Raw genomic sequence first — 14,429 nt, 5'->3', positions numbered from 1 at the left:
CGCCCAGCAGACCCCCGCGTCAGAGCCGGTCGCCGCGATCGCCCCGCCGCGCACGCCGCTCCCAGCCGAGTCCGCCAGCGCCGGCGTGCAGCGCTTCTCCTTCATCGTCTACGGCGACACCCGCGGCCGCCGCGACGGCGTCGATCCGCAGTACGAGCACTCGCTCATCGTCGAGTCGATGCTGCGCACCATCGCGCGGCTCCGCACCGGGCCCGACGCCGTCCGCTTCGTGCTCCAGAGCGGCGACGCCGTGGTGAACGGCCGCGACGCCGCGCAGTGGAACAAGAGCTTCGTCGGGCTCGTCAATCGCCTCACCACCGAGGGCGGCGTGCCGTACTTCCTCGCGCCGGGGAATCATGACGTGACGGGATCGGACGACCTCGCCAATCCCGGTCGCGCCGAAGGGCTCCGCAACTACCTCGCGGCGATGGCGCGCCTCATCCCCGCCGACGGCGCCACGCGCCGCCTGAGCGGCTACCCCACCTACGCCTTCGGCTTCGGCAACACCTTCGTCCTCGCGATCGACTCCAACATCGCCGACGACTCCACCCAGTTCGCCTGGGCCCGCGCGCAGCTCGAGGGACTCGACCGGCGCCGCTACACGCACATCGCCGCCTTCTTCCATCACCCGCCCTTCTCCTCAGGCCCGCACGGCGGCTCGCGCATCGAGCGCCCCACGCAGCAGGTGCGCGACCGGTGGATGCCGCTCTTCCGCGCGCACAGCGTCGACCTCCTCTTCACCGGGCACGAGCACTTCTTCGAGCACTGGGTCGAACGCTGGAAGGGCACCGACGGCCGCTGGCGCCGCATGGACCAGGTCGTCACCGGCGGTGGCGGCGCGCCGCTCTACAACTACCTCGGCGAACCCGACCTCGCGCCGTATCTCCGCGCGGGTGCTGCGGACTCGGTGCGCGTGCAGCACCTCGCCAAGCCGGGCATGAACCCCGGCGACAACGCGTATCACTATGTCGTGGTGCACGTCGATGGCGCGCGCGTGTGGCACGAGGTGATCGGCATCGACTGGGGGGCGGGGTTTGCGCCGTATCGGTCGAATCGGGCGGCGTTGTCGGATTCGGTGGGCGTGCTCACGCCGCGGTGAGAAGGAGCGAGGAGCGAGGGGAAATATCGAGGGGCGAGAGGAAGGGAGAGAGCTGAGGGGAACGTCCGAGGGGAAGGGCCCTTCCCGCTCACCGTTTCCCCTCGTGCTTCCTCCTTCCTCTCGAGCCTTCCCCTTCCCCTCGCTCCTCGCTCCTTCGTCAGTTCGTCCGCTCGGTCGGGCCGAACCACGAGTGCCCGACGACACTCCCGAAGAGGAGCGACCCGATCCCCAAGGCGATCCAGTCCGCCCTCCTTTCCAGGAGCGGTTCGCCGAACGCGATCGGTGCGACCAGGGCGAGCGACGTCAGGTACGCGCCGACGCAGACGATCCCCGTGAGGTAGTCACCTGGGCGCCCCAACCGTTTGAACGTCGGACGCACGAGGGTGAAGGCGAACCCGCCACTCGCGCCGGCCGCCGCGGCCGAAAGGATCGCGACCAACAGTTCGACCGCCATTGCCGGCTTCGCGATGATCGCCGGGATCGCCACCACGGCACGCAGCGAGACGATCGCCGCGAGCACAGCGGCCCCGACGGCCGCCGGGCGAAGGGAGGTGGGCACGCGCCCGAACGCGGCGAAGATGTGCATCCACCCAGGCATCGGGAGCGGCGGCATGGGACCGAACCGCGCGTCGATGAACCGCTGACGCGCCTGACACAGCGCGCACGTCGCGTGATGCTCCTCAGCCCGTCGCACCGCGGCCTGCAGCGCATCGGGATCGTCCGGGAGGTCGGTCTCGTCGAACTCGGCCATCCACGCACACGCCTCGAGCCCACTCGCATCGAGCGCGCGCCCCCGCTCCGCCGACTCGGCGAGGAATCGCAGCATCTGCTCCGGGTATCGCGGGATCCGCGCGGTCCCGGCACGCCACTCCTGCAGTCTCGACACCGGCACCCCAAAGAGGGCGGCGATCTCCTCGTCGGGCTCGTCGATCGACGCGCGCAGCGCGTCGTACTCCTGAGGTCTCATGGAAGGATGCGCGTCCTCACGATCCCGGCCCGCCGTGCGCGAGCGAATACATCGCCCCGAACAGGAGAGCGAAGCTGAGCCCCACCAACACCGCGACCCCCGTTCGCACGCGACTGAACCCGAGCTCCTCCATCTGCCGCAGGTCGCGCAGCGCGAACGCCGTGCGCGTCGCGGGATACCCCACGTCGCCGATCAGGCTGTCGCCCACCACGCGCGCATGCCACATCACCACCGCCGCGCCGTTCGACGGCGTCACGCGCACCGGATCGTTCGCGTCGATGGTCGGCGCGATCTCCGGCTGGATGGGCGTCGGATGCCAGCCGGAGCAGGCGGGCAGCAGGAGGAGGCCGGTGAGCAGGAGCAGCAAGCGTCTGGGCGGCATCGGAGATCCGGTGGAGGAGCGAGGGCCGAGGGGAAAGACCGAGGGGTGAGGGTAAGGGGGAGGGATCAAGTGAAGGTGTCAGGGGGAGAGGCCCTTTCGCTCGGCCCTCCACCTTGGCCCTCCCTCTTTCCCTGAAGTCCTCGCTCCTTCCCCTCGCTCCTCGCTCCTTCGTCACCGCTTCCGCGCCTTCACCGCGGCCACGATCAGCGCCTTGAGCGCCTTTGGGTCCACATCGGCCAGCCGTTTGACGTGCACGCAACTGCCCTTGAGCTTCGCCGGCGCGCACGCCGCGAGCAGCTCCTTGAACCCGTCCGCGCCTCGCAGGTTGTAGAGCACGATGTCCTGCGCGCGCGACGCGAACGCCATGAGCGGCCAGTCCATCGTGGAGCCGTTGGCGTACACCACCGGCGCGCTGCCGAACCCGATGATCGCGTCGCCCCACATCACCGGCTTGGCCTTGGTGGCCGCTTCGAGCAGGCGCACGATGGTCGCGCAGTCGGCGCGGCGCTCGGGCGTCGACTGCGCGGCGATGTGCTTGGCCACGGACGCTTTCGTGGGGCGGGTCTTGGCTTCGGCCATGCGGGTGGGGCCTCGGGTGAAGGGGCGAGCAGCCGCTCGTGGGCTCAGGGCGTTCGACGATAGTGCATCGCGACCGCGCCGCATCGCAGCGGCGTCGCCGAGACGAGGTCCAGCTTGCGCGTGCTCGGCAACCCGCCCTGGTGGAGCGTCGGCCCATGCCCCGCGATCCGCGGCTGCACGAGGAACCGGTACTCGTCGATCAGCCCGAGCCGGTCGAGCGCGGTCGCGAGCTGGCCGCTCCCGAGGAGCACGCCCGCGGGCGTCGCGTCCTTGAGGGCCTGCACGCTCGCGGCGAGGTCGCCCGCGAGGTGATGGCTGTTGGTCCAGGGGAAGTCGGTGCGCGTGGACGACACGACGTACTTGGGCTTCGCCTCCAGTTGCTCCGCCCACGTGCGGAGCGCCGGCGGTGCCGCCACCTCGCCGCGCGCGACCCCCGGCCAGTAGCTCTCCATCATCTCGTACGTGACGCGCCCCCACAGCATCGCCCCGCCCTGCTCCATGAGCGCGGTGAAGAACGCGTGGGTCTCGTCGTCCGCGATCCCCTCGCGATGATCGACGCATCCATCGAGGGTCACGTTGAGGCCGAAGGTCAGGAGTCCCATGTGGGCCGGGTCCGCGCGCTACGGCTGCGTGCGCAGGATCTTCTCCATCTTCCGCCCCTTGGCGAGTTCATCGACGAGCTTGTCGAGATAGCGGACCTGCTGCGTCAACGGCTCCGCGATCTCCTCCACCCGGTATCCGCAGATGACGCCAGTGATGAGGTGCGCATTGGGATGGAGCGTGGCCCGCGCGAAGAACTGCGCGAAGGTCACCTTCTCGTCGATGAGGCGCTGCAGTGCGGTGTCGTCGAAGCCGGTGAGCCAGCGGATGACCTCGTGGAGCTCCGCCTTGGTCCGGCCCTTCTTCTCGACCTTCGTGACGTAGTGCGGGTACACGGAGGCGACGGATCGGGGCGCCGGGATGCGGGCGCCCGCCCCGCCCCCCCCCCGCTCGCGAGCACTTCGCGTCATCGCGGCGGCGGTGCCGGCGATCTCACCCGCCCCCCCTCTCTGGTCGCGCCCTTCTTCTTGGCGGCCGGCGCGGCGACCCATCCCTTGCTCTTCCACACCGCCCACACCGACATCCCGTGCCCGCGTCCGAGCGCGAACTCCTTCGCCAGCCAGTCGAGGAGCGTCGTCGCGGTCATCCCGGGCGAGTACACACCCGCCTTCGTCGCAGCGGTCTTGAGCTGCTCCGGGGTCATGCCGGTCTTGGCACGGACGGCGTCGAGGTAGGCTTGGAACGTCACGCGGGCTCGCAAGGAATGGGGTGCGCGTAACGTGGGCGGCGGCGGCGCCCGCTGCAAGCGGAGCGGCCTCCCGCTGCGGTCAGGGCGGCAGCGTGAGCGTGACCGGCACGGGGCTGAACGGCCCCCGCCGGAGGAGCAGTCGCTGCGTCGCCAGCGCGACTTCGATGGCGACTGCCGCCGTATCGCGCGCGAAGAACCGGACGCACGCCGAGTCGGGCGCGATGCCGTACGAGACCAACGTCAGCGCGAAGCGCCCGTCAGCCGCCGTGGGTTGGCTCGTCCGCTCCTCGATCGTCGCGCCGCACGCGATGCCCGCGACCTCGGCGCGCACACGGAAGCCCGCGGCGGGCGCGTCCGCGGCGGTCCGCAGCATCCCCTGCACCTCCACGCCCGACAACGGCGGCGAGCAGCCGCAGACGGGATCGACGCACGAGGCCATGAGGGCCAGGGGCAGCAGGACGAACAGCAGCAGCGTGCGCATACGGACGTGGATCATGGTCCCCCCTCCGGGTGGCGCCTTCCGACGGCGACCAGGGCGATGCTGGCCAGGAACAGTGCGGCGCCGGCGAACGCCGGGGCAAGGTGCACGGGATTCAGGTACCCCTCGACGAAGTGCGTGCCGATGGCGCAGCCGAAGCCCGCGCAGCCGGAGACCAGGACGGCCTCGTGGAAGGCACGGCTCGGATGCGCATGCCACCCACAGAGCAGGAGGAGCACGCCAGTCGTCGCGAGGCCGCCGCCGAACCCGGCGCGGTCATGCGCGATGAGGGGAATGAGCCGCTCGTTCATGGAGGCAAGGTCGGCGCGCGCCAGCCCCATGAAGGCGAGATCCTCCGCGACGAACACCTCGGTCGCGCCGAGATACATGATGGTCGCACCTGCCAATGTGAGTCCGGCGCCCGTCGCGAGGAGTCCCCAGCGGCCGAGCCGGGTGGAGCGGGACGCCGCGCGCCATTCGGCTGTGGTCATCCACGCCCGAGCGCGGAGGGTGGCGTGCGCTCGCGAGCGCACGAGTCCGGTGACGAACACCGGCAGGAGGGCCAACGTGCCTGCCCCGTGCCAGCTGTCGAAGTACCCGTAGCCGAGGTAGAGCAGGAAGCTGCCGAAACCGAGCACCCCGCTCACCGCCAGCGTCCACCAGGCCCACGATTCCCCGCTCCGCAGCGGGAACGCCACCAACCAGAGATAGAGCACCGCAACGGAGATGAGCGTCCCGCCGAATGCAACGCGGTCGTGGAACATGAAGTGCACGATCCGGCAGTCGGCGACGGCGCAAAGCTCCGCGGCGCTGGTGTGCAGGAAGGCGATGTCGTGCGGCAGGAACTCGCGGCGCGCGGCGAGGAAGATCGCGAAGACGCCCGAGAGGAGGAGGGCGATCGCGGTCAGCGCGAGCGCCGACCGGCCATCGCCGAGCAGCTCCTGCAGGAAGCCGCGATCGTCTTGCACTCGTCAGCGGGCAGGACGTCGCGGGGCCGTCATCGCGCGCCTTCCAGGGTCCAGCCACCGCCGAGCAGCGGCACGCTCGCGCACGACGGACCACCGTCGCGCGCCGTGCCGGCGAAGCTCGCGACGCCGACGACGCCCTGCGTCTCGCCGCCCCGCTTCGCGAGCAGCGGCCGCAGTCCCTCGATCGACACCTTCGCGCGACGGTCCCACGGCGAGCTCGGCTGCCCCGCGCGCGTGCCGGAGGTGAGATAGATGAACCGCCCGCCGCGCGGCCCCTGCACCGCCGCGCCACGGAAGTCGAGCTCGCCGTTCGTGCCATCGACCACGCGCACCGTCACCTCGAACTCGAGCTGCGGGGCACGGCGGGCCGGCGGCGACAACTCGGCGCGCCCGAGCTGGAGCGCCCACGCGACGCCGGAGGGCGGCGCGTCGATGCGGATGCGGAGCAGGAGATCGCCGGTCATGAAGCCGCCCTCACCCGTCGCTGGAGATGGGACCGGGCGGCAGGTGCCCCTGCTCCGGGCGCCACCAGGCATCGGGATGCGCGGGCGCCGGCTGCGACGGCGTGAGGTTCGATGGCGTCACCTGCGCGTGGATGAAGTTCTCCGACGGGACCGGATCGCCCGCGAGACGACGGAGCATCGCGAGCTGTCCGACGTGCGTCATCGCGTCCGCCAGCGGACCTTGCAGGAGCTGTTCGTCGCTGAGCGTGCACGCGAGCGCGGGATCGTCCAGGTCCTGCGCCAGCAGCGCGAGCTGCGCATGGAAGCGCTCGATCTCGTCCTGGAGCGACGGCAGCGCCGGCGGCGCATGGTCGCCGCCGTGGAAGAAGGTCCGCGCGTAGCCGATCAGTCCGGTCATGTGCCAGAGCAGCTCGAGTGCCGAACGCGACGTCGGCGCCGCGCGGAACGCGCCGAACGCCGGCGGCGCCCCGCGCAGCGCCTTCTGCGTCCGATAGGCGAGCGCCGCGAGGAAATGGCGGAGCAGCTGCCGGGTCGCTCGGCCCGACGTCATCCCTCGCTCGGCACCGCCGCCGGATCCATCCAGAACGCTTCCCACACATGCCCGTCTGGATCGGCGAGGTTGCGGTTGTACATGAAGCCGAGGTCCTGCAGCGGGTTGATGTCGGCGGTGCCGCCATGCGCCGCCGCGGCAACGTTCATCGCGTCGACCTCCGCCTTGGTCTCGCAGCTGAGCGCGAGGAGCACCTCGCTCGAGTCGGACGAGGGAATGGGGCGGCTGGTGAAGGTGCGCCACTTCGCGTGCGTGAGCAGCATCGCGTGGATCGTCTCGCTCCACACCATGCAGGCGGCGGTCTCGTCGGAGAAGTGCGGGTTGACGGTGAAGCCGAGGGCCCCGTAGAAGGCCATGGAGCGCGGCAGGTCGCGCACGGGGAGGTTGACGAAGATCAGCTTGGGCATCTGGGCGCTCGCAGGAGTGGGCTCGCAAGGAATCTGGCGCGCAGCGAGCCCGGCGGGGAGGAGCAATGCAGAAGCCCTCCCCCTCTTCCCTCTCCCTCACACCTCCCCCTTCCCCTCGGCTTCCTCGCTCCTTCCCCTCGCTCCTCGCTCCTTCGTCACCTCAGCCGCATTCCCCGCCCCTCCCGTCATTCAGGGCGGATCAACGGTGATCCCCGGCGTCGTCCCTCTGGTCCGCTCGCCATTGAGCGTGGTCTCGATGTACATGCTGCCGACCTGCGTGCCGGTGAACGTCACCGTGTACGTGCCGTCACCGCGGTCGACGGTGGCCCCGAACGTGCCGTGACCGAGCGTCCCGCCCGCATAGGTCGTCGGGCTGAGACTGAGCGTGATCACGTCGCCGCCGGTCCGCGTCCGATTGCACCAGCGATCCGCGGCGATGACCGTGAAGGTCGTGGTCGCACCGAGGGTGACATGCTGCGTCGCGCCACGCGTAAACGTGCAGAAGGTGTGCGCACGCCCCGCGACGACGGCGATCTCCTGCGTGGAGGTCATCTCTCCGACGCCCGCGACGCGCACGCGCACGCGGGATCCGTCGCCGACGAACTTCGGCTCGAAGAGGAGGAGACCGGACGAGCCGTCCACGCGGTAGAAGTCCACGACGCTCGAGCCCCCGACGAGCCATGCGACCAGCCGCACGGAACCGGTGAAGGGCTCCCCCGTCGGTCGCCGCAGGAGGATCCTCGCCGAGTAGGAATCGCCGGCGATGTAGGGCCCCGGCTCGACGCTGATCGAGGACTGCGTCAGGTCGATGTCGAGCGGTCCGACCGCATCGCCCGCACAGGCCTGCCCAAGGCCGACGAGGGCCATCATCGCGAGCGCGAGCCAACGGCGGTGCCGCCGACACGCGGTGGAGGCGACGTTGACCATGAAGGAGAATGTCGCTCGATCATGCGCCCGGCAAGGCACGGCGTGGAGCGGCGGATGCGTTGGGCTTCGCCACCGGCCGGTCATCTCCCCCGCGGGCTCCGCCTCACGCCGCTCGCTGCCCCCGCGCGAACCCCACGAACGCTTCCGCACTCAACGGCCGGCTGAACACCCACCCCTGCCCCTGCTCCACGCCGTGCGCCGCGAGCCACGCCCGCTGCCCCTCCGTCTCCACCCCCTCCGCCAGCGTCTCGAGTCCCAGCTCCTGCGCCATCTCGATGATGTGCGTCACCACCTGGCTCATCGCCGCCTCGCGACCGATCGAGTGGATGAACGCCTTGTCGATCTTGATCTGGTCCAGCGGAAGATCCGCGAGATACGACAGGCTCGAGTAGCCCGTCCCGAAGTCGTCGATCGCCACGCGATGACCGCGCGCCCGGAGCCGCGCGATCGTCGCCCGCGCCTCCGGCGTCGCGATCAGCGCCCGTTCCGTCAGCTCGAACGTGATCGCACTCGGCCGCAGTCGCCGCGCGGCGAGCAGCGCGTCGAGCTCGGTCACGAACCGCTCGGACACCAGTTCCGCCGCACTCAGGTTGATCTGCACGCTCAGGTGCGGCGACGCCCGCAGCAGGAGCGCGAGGTCGCGCACCGCGGCCCGCAGCACCGTGAGCGCCAACTCCACGGACTGCCCGCTCCCCTCCGCCACCGGCACGAACGCGTCCGGACTCACCGCGCCGCCGCCCTCGAGCGTCCAGCGCGCCAGCGCCTCCGCTCCCACGCAGCGTCCGGTGCGCAGGTCGATCACCGGCTGGTAGACGACATGCAGCCGATCGGCCGCCAGCGCACGCCGCAGCAAGGACGCCAGACTCAGCCGATGCCGCGTGTAGCGCAGCAGCGCCACGAGCCACACCGCCACCAGCGCCAGCCCGATCGCCGTCCCGACCACCAGCGTCGTCGCGTAGCGGCCCCAGAAGGTGCTGATCGGCTCGATCGCCACGATCTCGATCGAGAGTTCGCCCTGCCGCGAGAAGCGCGAGATGGCCCGCCCATGTCGCCGGTCGAGCGTGAGGCCGATCGCGAGCGAGTCCGGCGGCGGCAGCGTCGTGCCCGGCGGCTCCGCCGTGAACGGGAGTCGCTCCACCCACAGCGCGACCTGCCGGCCCTCGAGCGGCCCCACGTCGAGCAGGCGCCGCGGGTCGATCGCGACGTCGTGGTCCCCCAGGCGCATCACGAACAGCGCCACGCCTCCCACCGTCGTCCGCCGGCTCGGCCACCACGCCTGCATCCCCGAGGCATACGTGCGGTCCGCGCGCGTCGGCGGCAGCGCGCGCATGGGCACGAAACCGACCGCGCACGCCCGTTCCGCCCCCTGCCAGGACCCGATCGCGCGGATATGCGGACGACGCAGCGCCGAGTCCTGCAGCGCGCGCAGATGTCCGCTCGCGCAGCGCGGCCCCGCGAGCCGGTCGAGGTCCGCGAGCAGCCGGCGCGTGTCGAGGATCATCGCCTCCGTCCGCTCCCCGAGCGTCGCGGCGAGCCCCCCCACGAGCCGCTCCTCCGCGCTGAACGACCCGCGCCAGACGTACCACCCGATCGACGCGAGCAGGAGCATCACCCCGCCGAGCGCGGCCATCATGCTCAGCACCACGACACGGTCGCGCCGCGGCAGCGTCGGCACGACGGCGATCGGTTCCGCTGGCGTTCGCAGCCGTCCGTGCATGGCGGATCGGGGCCGGGAGGAGGACGCGCCGGGGTCGGGGGTCGTCCGCCGGCGTTCCTATGGAAGGGCAAGGCCGGTGCCGCGCGGCCACGCGGTGGCAAGCCGTTGACGTGACGGGAGTTAGCGGCGGGAGCGCGCTCCGGGGTCGTCACGTTCCGTTCCAGCGTGCGGATCGGAATGATGCGGCGCCATCCGCAACATCGCCCCCACCTCCTCCCCCACCCGCGACCGCCGCCCCGGCCCCGCGATCCCGCCGTGCCGCCACACCCGCACCGCCCCGTCCGACCGCCGCCGGATCAATGGTAGGTCGCGTGCGACGTGCTCCACTCCTCCGCGGCCTGCAGCGGATCGTCGGTGCAGAGCTGCAGCTGCGTCGTCGGCACGTCGCCGCAGCTCGTCACGTTGGCGGCGAGCTGCACGCGCGACGCGCGCCGCATGCCGAGCCGCGAGACGGAGAAGATGGTCACGTCGTACGCGGCCGAGTCCGCGGACGCCACCCATCCGCCGCTCGACAGGACCCGCGCGAGCGCAGTCCGCCATTCCACGAGCGTCGGCTCGTCCATCGACGCCACGTCATCGGCGGCAAGCCCTGACGCGAGCGAGTCGGGCGGGACGAACCGGTAGCGCTGTCCGGGTGGCAGCGCCGTCAGCACCGGGCCTGCGGGGAGCGTGATGCCGTCCCCCACGCTGATGACGCGGCCGGCCGTGAGGCCGCCCGCGGCGGCCGTGGCGCTCGTGCGCGCGCACGCCGGCGCGCAGAGGAGCGGGAGGAGCGGGAGGAGCGGGAGGAGCGGGAGGAGCGGGAGGAGCATGAGGACCGACGACACGCGCACCATGTGAGTCCCTCCAGTTGGTCTCGCTTACCTCACACCATCCACCGCGCCGGCCATCGCCCACTCGCGCGAAAGGCCGAGCCGGTCCACCCACCCTTCGAGCGCCGGGCGATCCATGTCCGGCCCGCTCACCTCGATCATCCGAGCGATGTCGCGAAGGTGCCGGTCGGATCCGCCATCGCGGAAGTACCGGAGTTTGCTGAGGATCACATACTCGATCGGCGCGAACCGCACCGCCGCGCCTTGCACCTCGCGGATCACGCGCCGCCCCAGTGCCCATGCCGCGAGTTCGTCATCGCCGGCGAAGTAGACATCGGCGCGCAACATCGTCGTGGAGTGGATAACGTTGCAGTGTCCCGCCCCCGGACGTGCACTCTCCTCGGCGACCACCTCGACGGGAGGCACATAGAATTCGTCCGCTGGCCAGAGCGCGGTGAAGGTGCTCGCGGAGGTCGACGGCATCCGGATCACGAGGTCGACGTCGAGCGTCAGCCGGGGATGCCCGTAGACGATGGCGGCGAGCCCGCCGGTGACCATGTACTCGATGCCCGCTCGCTCGAGCGGCACGACGAAGAGCCCGATGAGGCTAGGCGCGTGCGTCACGCAGCAACTCCTGCACGCGCGCCAAGACCTGCGCGGGTGTCCACGCCGGATGGCGACCGCGCACACCCGCCGCGAGCACCTCCCATGCATCTTCCCACAGCGCCTGAGAGACGCGGACCTTCTGGTCCGCGCTCATCGCGCGGAGTGCGCGCGTTTGGAGGTCGATCACCGTATCCATCGGGAGGAAAGATACACCCCTCATTCCGCCCGCAACGCCTCCATGGGCTCCACCCGCGTCGCCCGCCACGCCGGCACCACCGTCGCGATCGCCGCCGACGCGAGCAGCACCAGCAGCGCCACCGCGAACGCCACCGGGTCGAACGGACTCAGTCCATACAACTGATTCCGCAGCACTGTCGCCACCCCCGCCGCGGCCACGAGCCCCAGCACGATCCCCCACCCCACCGCCCGCCCCGTCGCGCCGAGCACCATCCGCAGGATCCGCCCCTTCGTCGCGCCGAAGGCCACCCGCACCCCGATCTCGCGCGTGCGCTGACGCACCCAGAACGAGAAGACGCCGAAGATCCCCACCGAGGCGAGCAGCAGCGCGAGGAGACCGAGCGCACCCGCCATCGCCGCGGCGCCCGTGGCGCCCGCGACGCTGTTGGCCAGATACCAGTCGTACGATCGCGCCGAGACGCCGAGCGTCGGGTCGCTCGCGCGGATCGCCGCGACCACGCGCTGCACCTCGGCGTCGCTCGCGCGCAGGAACAGCCGCGGCGCGGCGGTCCACTGAAGCGGCCGGTAGATCGTCGAGCGCACGTCGCGCAGGTTCCCCGCATCGCGCGCATCGCGGATCACGCCCACCACGGTGCGCGGCACGCTGTCCACCACCACCGACGCGCCCACCGCGCTGGCCAGGCCCCCCAGCCGCTCGGCGAACCGCGCGTTCACCACGATCTCGGTCGCGCCGGTGGCCCCTTCATTGAAGAAGCGGCCGGCGAGCAGCGTGTGCCCGAGCGCGCCGAAGTATCCCGCGGAGACACCGGCCGTGAGCACGATGAGCGGATCGGCCGCGCCGACGCGCACGCGCGTGGCCCCGCCCTGGAACGGCGAGAAATCAGTGAAGCTCGCGCGGACACCTTGCTGCGCGAGGAGTTCCGGCAGGTCGCGCTCGAATCGCGCGCTGCGCTGCGCCTCGTCCTCGTTCGCCGGCGTCGCGATCATGATCTCCATGAACCCCGTCGGGTCGTACCCGAGCTCACCTCCGCGCGCCGCCTCGGCGCCGCGCACGAAGAGGCCCGCCGCGACGAGCAGCACCAGACAGAACGTGACCTGCGCCGAGAGGAAGACCGAGCGCAACGGCACACGATGCCGCTGCGCGATGAGCGGACGCGTCGCCTGCAGGGCCGGCGCGAGACCGAACACGAGACAGCTCCCTACCGCGAGCGCCAGCGTCACCGCGAGCGTCCGCCAGTCGGGCGTGAACTGGAGGTTCACGCCCTGCCCCACGGTGAAGACCGACATCACCCACGCGGGGAGCCAGCGCGCGATGAGGAGCGCCGGCAGCGCGGCCAAGTGCGCGAGCACGAGGCTCTCCGTCATGAGTTGCCGCACCACGCGGCCGCGCGACGCCCCGATCGCGAGGCGGATCTGCAGCTCGCGCTCGCGCGACGCCGCCCGCGCGAGCAACAGGTTGGCGACGTTCGCGCACGCCAGCAACAGCACCACCGCGACCCCGCCGAAGATCATCGCGAAGATCGGCGCGATCTCGCTGCTCACGTCGGGTCCGGCGGAGCCCATCACGGTGAAGGGGTTCACCTGCGCCGTGCGGACGAGCGTGTCGAGGCCCGGTCGCATCGACTGCGCGAGCAGCGCGGTCAGCTCGCGCGCGGCGTCCTCGTGCGTGACGCCATCGGCGAGCCGTCCCACCGCGTGCACGCAACACACGTCGCTCTGCGCGAGCGCCGTGGTGACGATCCCATCGTCCGGGCGCACGAGCCGCCACGCGGCCATCGGCACCCAGCCATCCACGGGACTCAGGTCGGTCCCGCTGAAGCCGCGCGCGGTCACGCCGATCACGGTGAACGGCACGCCGCGCACGCGCACCACGCTCCCGAGAACCGTGCGGCTCGAGTCGAGCATCCGCGTCCACCAGTCGTGCGAGATGACGATCACCGCCGTCGGCACACCGAGCCGGTCCTCGTCCGGCGCGATGCCGCGACCGAGCGCCATCGGGACGCCGAGCGTCTCGAAGTAGGTCCCGCTCACCGGGACCGCAGTGATCGCGCCGGTCCCGTCGGGTCGGATCCGCTCGTACGTGAAGACGCCGTCGAGCGTCGTCGCCCGCGTACGGAAGAGTTCGAGCTGGTCGAGCGAGAACCCCGAGCCGCGCCGGTTGCCGGGGACGGTGGTGGACGTCGCCCAGATCGCCACGACGCGCTCGGGCTCGTGCACAGGCCAGCCGCGCAGCGCGAGCGCGCTGAAGCCCGAGAAGGCCGCGGCACCGAAGCCGAGTCCACCGGCGAGTCCGAGTACGGCGACGCCGGTGAAGACCGGCTCGCGCGCCATCGCGCGCAGCGCGTAGGCGACGTCCTGTCGGAGGTCCTCGACCACACCCGCGACCCAGACGCGGTGCGCCTCCTCGCGCATGACGGTCGCGTCCCCCAGCGCGCGATGCGCCGCCGCTCGCGCCTCGGCGGGCGCGAGCCCTTCGGCCTCGAAGGCCGCCGCGCGCAGGGCGCGATGCTGCGCGATCTCCTCGCGCAGCTCCTCCTGGTGCTGCCGCCAGCGGAGCAGCACGCGGAGCCGTCGCCAGAGGCGGCCGAGCGTCTCACGCATGCGCATCACCCGTGCGCGAGGACCTGCCGGATGGCGAGCACCATCCGGTCGAAGCCCTTCTCCTCGACCGCGAGCTGGCGTCGCCCCGCGGCGGTGAGCGTGTAGTAGCGCGCGCGGCGGTTGTTCTCCGAGATCCCCCACTCCGCCTTCACCCAGCCTTCGAGCAGCAGCCGCTGGAGCGCCGGGTAGAGCGAACTCTCGCCCACCTGCAGCACCTCCGCCGAGACGCGGCTCAGGTGCTCGGCGATGCCGTAGCCGTGCTTGCGTCCTGACGTGAGGGACTTGAGGACGAGGAGGTCGAGCGTGCCCGGCAGGAGCGCATCACGGGCGGAGACGGACGGCGACATGGACCGGACTCCCATCGAGAGACGATGGAAGTGTGGGTC

Annotated in this window: 19 protein-coding genes; 1 reads left to right on the top strand and 18 read right to left on the bottom strand. The window is 71.4% G+C overall.

From position 1 onward, the window contains the following. Positions 1 to 1,099 (top strand): metallophosphoesterase (locus IPJ78_15955; GenBank protein MBK7908039.1); only part of this gene is annotated, 1,099 nt, incomplete at its 5' end. A 157-nt stretch (positions 1,100 to 1,256) separates the two neighbouring features. Here the strand turns inward: IPJ78_15955 and IPJ78_15950 are convergent. From IPJ78_15950 to IPJ78_15865, 18 genes are all read right to left on the bottom strand, one after another. Beyond that, on the bottom strand, positions 1,257 to 2,066 hold the full coding sequence (locus IPJ78_15950; protein MBK7908038.1) for a hypothetical protein: 810 nt from the start codon (positions 2,064 to 2,066) through the stop codon (positions 1,257 to 1,259). A 16-nt stretch (positions 2,067 to 2,082) separates the two neighbouring features. After that, positions 2,083 to 2,448: a hypothetical protein gene (locus IPJ78_15945; GenBank protein MBK7908037.1), complete on the bottom strand. Its 366-nt coding sequence runs from the start codon at positions 2,446 to 2,448 to the stop codon at positions 2,083 to 2,085. 171 nt (positions 2,449 to 2,619) lie between these two features. Further along, entirely contained in the window at positions 2,620 to 3,027 is a 408-nt protein-coding gene (locus tag IPJ78_15940) for a DUF1801 domain-containing protein (protein ID MBK7908036.1), read from the bottom strand. A 44-nt stretch (positions 3,028 to 3,071) separates the two neighbouring features. After that, a complete protein-coding gene (locus IPJ78_15935; GenBank protein MBK7908035.1) occupies positions 3,072 to 3,629 on the bottom strand; it encodes a dihydrofolate reductase family protein in 558 nt (185 codons plus the stop codon). An 18-nt stretch (positions 3,630 to 3,647) separates the two neighbouring features. Beyond that, the gene (locus IPJ78_15930; protein MBK7908034.1) at positions 3,648 to 4,037 is read right to left on the bottom strand and encodes a DUF2200 domain-containing protein; all 390 of its coding nucleotides are present in this window, start codon (positions 4,035 to 4,037) and stop codon (positions 3,648 to 3,650) included. Continuing rightward, positions 4,034 to 4,315 carry a DUF4287 domain-containing protein gene (locus tag IPJ78_15925; protein MBK7908033.1) on the bottom strand — a complete coding sequence of 94 codons (282 nt, stop codon included), beginning with the start codon at positions 4,313 to 4,315 and terminating at the stop codon, positions 4,034 to 4,036. Before IPJ78_15925 ends, IPJ78_15930 begins: the two co-directional genes overlap by 4 nt. 79 nt (positions 4,316 to 4,394) lie before the next feature. Next, the gene (locus tag IPJ78_15920; GenBank protein ID MBK7908032.1) at positions 4,395 to 4,811 is read right to left on the bottom strand and encodes a hypothetical protein; all 417 of its coding nucleotides are present in this window, start codon (positions 4,809 to 4,811) and stop codon (positions 4,395 to 4,397) included. Continuing rightward, positions 4,808 to 5,701, bottom strand: a complete 894-nt coding sequence (locus IPJ78_15915; GenBank protein ID MBK7908031.1) for a hypothetical protein — start codon at positions 5,699 to 5,701, stop codon at positions 4,808 to 4,810. The genes IPJ78_15920 and IPJ78_15915 overlap by 4 nt, the downstream gene beginning before the upstream one ends. A gap of 89 nt (positions 5,702 to 5,790) precedes the next feature. Beyond that, the gene (locus IPJ78_15910; protein ID MBK7908030.1) at positions 5,791 to 6,225 is read right to left on the bottom strand and encodes a hypothetical protein; all 435 of its coding nucleotides are present in this window, start codon (positions 6,223 to 6,225) and stop codon (positions 5,791 to 5,793) included. Between the two features lie 10 nt (positions 6,226 to 6,235). Further along, positions 6,236 to 6,775, bottom strand: coding sequence for a hypothetical protein (locus tag IPJ78_15905; GenBank protein ID MBK7908029.1), 540 nt, complete (start codon positions 6,773 to 6,775; stop codon positions 6,236 to 6,238). Continuing rightward, a complete protein-coding gene (locus tag IPJ78_15900) occupies positions 6,772 to 7,182 on the bottom strand; it encodes a lactoylglutathione lyase (GenBank protein ID MBK7908028.1) in 411 nt (136 codons plus the stop codon). The genes IPJ78_15905 and IPJ78_15900 overlap by 4 nt, the downstream gene beginning before the upstream one ends. 189 nt (positions 7,183 to 7,371) lie before the next feature. After that, on the bottom strand, positions 7,372 to 8,109 hold the full coding sequence (locus IPJ78_15895; GenBank protein ID MBK7908027.1) for a hypothetical protein: 738 nt from the start codon (positions 8,107 to 8,109) through the stop codon (positions 7,372 to 7,374). Between the two features lie 103 nt (positions 8,110 to 8,212). Next, on the bottom strand, positions 8,213 to 9,826 hold the full coding sequence (locus tag IPJ78_15890) for an EAL domain-containing protein (GenBank protein MBK7908026.1): 1,614 nt from the start codon (positions 9,824 to 9,826) through the stop codon (positions 8,213 to 8,215). A gap of 296 nt (positions 9,827 to 10,122) precedes the next feature. After that, complete coding sequence (locus IPJ78_15885) at positions 10,123 to 10,653, bottom strand: hypothetical protein (GenBank protein ID MBK7908025.1); 531 nt, start codon at positions 10,651 to 10,653, stop codon at positions 10,123 to 10,125. A gap of 33 nt (positions 10,654 to 10,686) precedes the next feature. Then, a complete protein-coding gene (locus IPJ78_15880; protein MBK7908024.1) occupies positions 10,687 to 11,262 on the bottom strand; it encodes a hypothetical protein in 576 nt (191 codons plus the stop codon). Continuing rightward, positions 11,246 to 11,440 (bottom strand): hypothetical protein, encoded by a 195-nt coding sequence (locus tag IPJ78_15875; GenBank protein MBK7908023.1) that lies wholly within the window; start codon positions 11,438 to 11,440, stop codon positions 11,246 to 11,248. The genes IPJ78_15880 and IPJ78_15875 overlap by 17 nt, the downstream gene beginning before the upstream one ends. Positions 11,441 to 11,460: 20 nt before the next feature. Next, entirely contained in the window at positions 11,461 to 14,043 is a 2,583-nt protein-coding gene (locus IPJ78_15870; GenBank protein ID MBK7908022.1) for an ABC transporter permease, read from the bottom strand. A 5-nt stretch (positions 14,044 to 14,048) separates the two neighbouring features. Beyond that, positions 14,049 to 14,390 (bottom strand): PadR family transcriptional regulator, encoded by a 342-nt coding sequence (locus tag IPJ78_15865; GenBank protein MBK7908021.1) that lies wholly within the window; start codon positions 14,388 to 14,390, stop codon positions 14,049 to 14,051. Positions 14,391 to 14,429: the final 39 nt, after the last annotated feature.

It is taken from the genome of Gemmatimonadota bacterium, from assembly GCA_016714015.1.
GTDB lineage: Bacteria > Gemmatimonadota > Gemmatimonadetes > Gemmatimonadales > Gemmatimonadaceae > Pseudogemmatithrix.
Note: the sequence above shows the minus strand (reverse complement) of the source record. Positions and strands in the feature narration are given on the sequence as shown.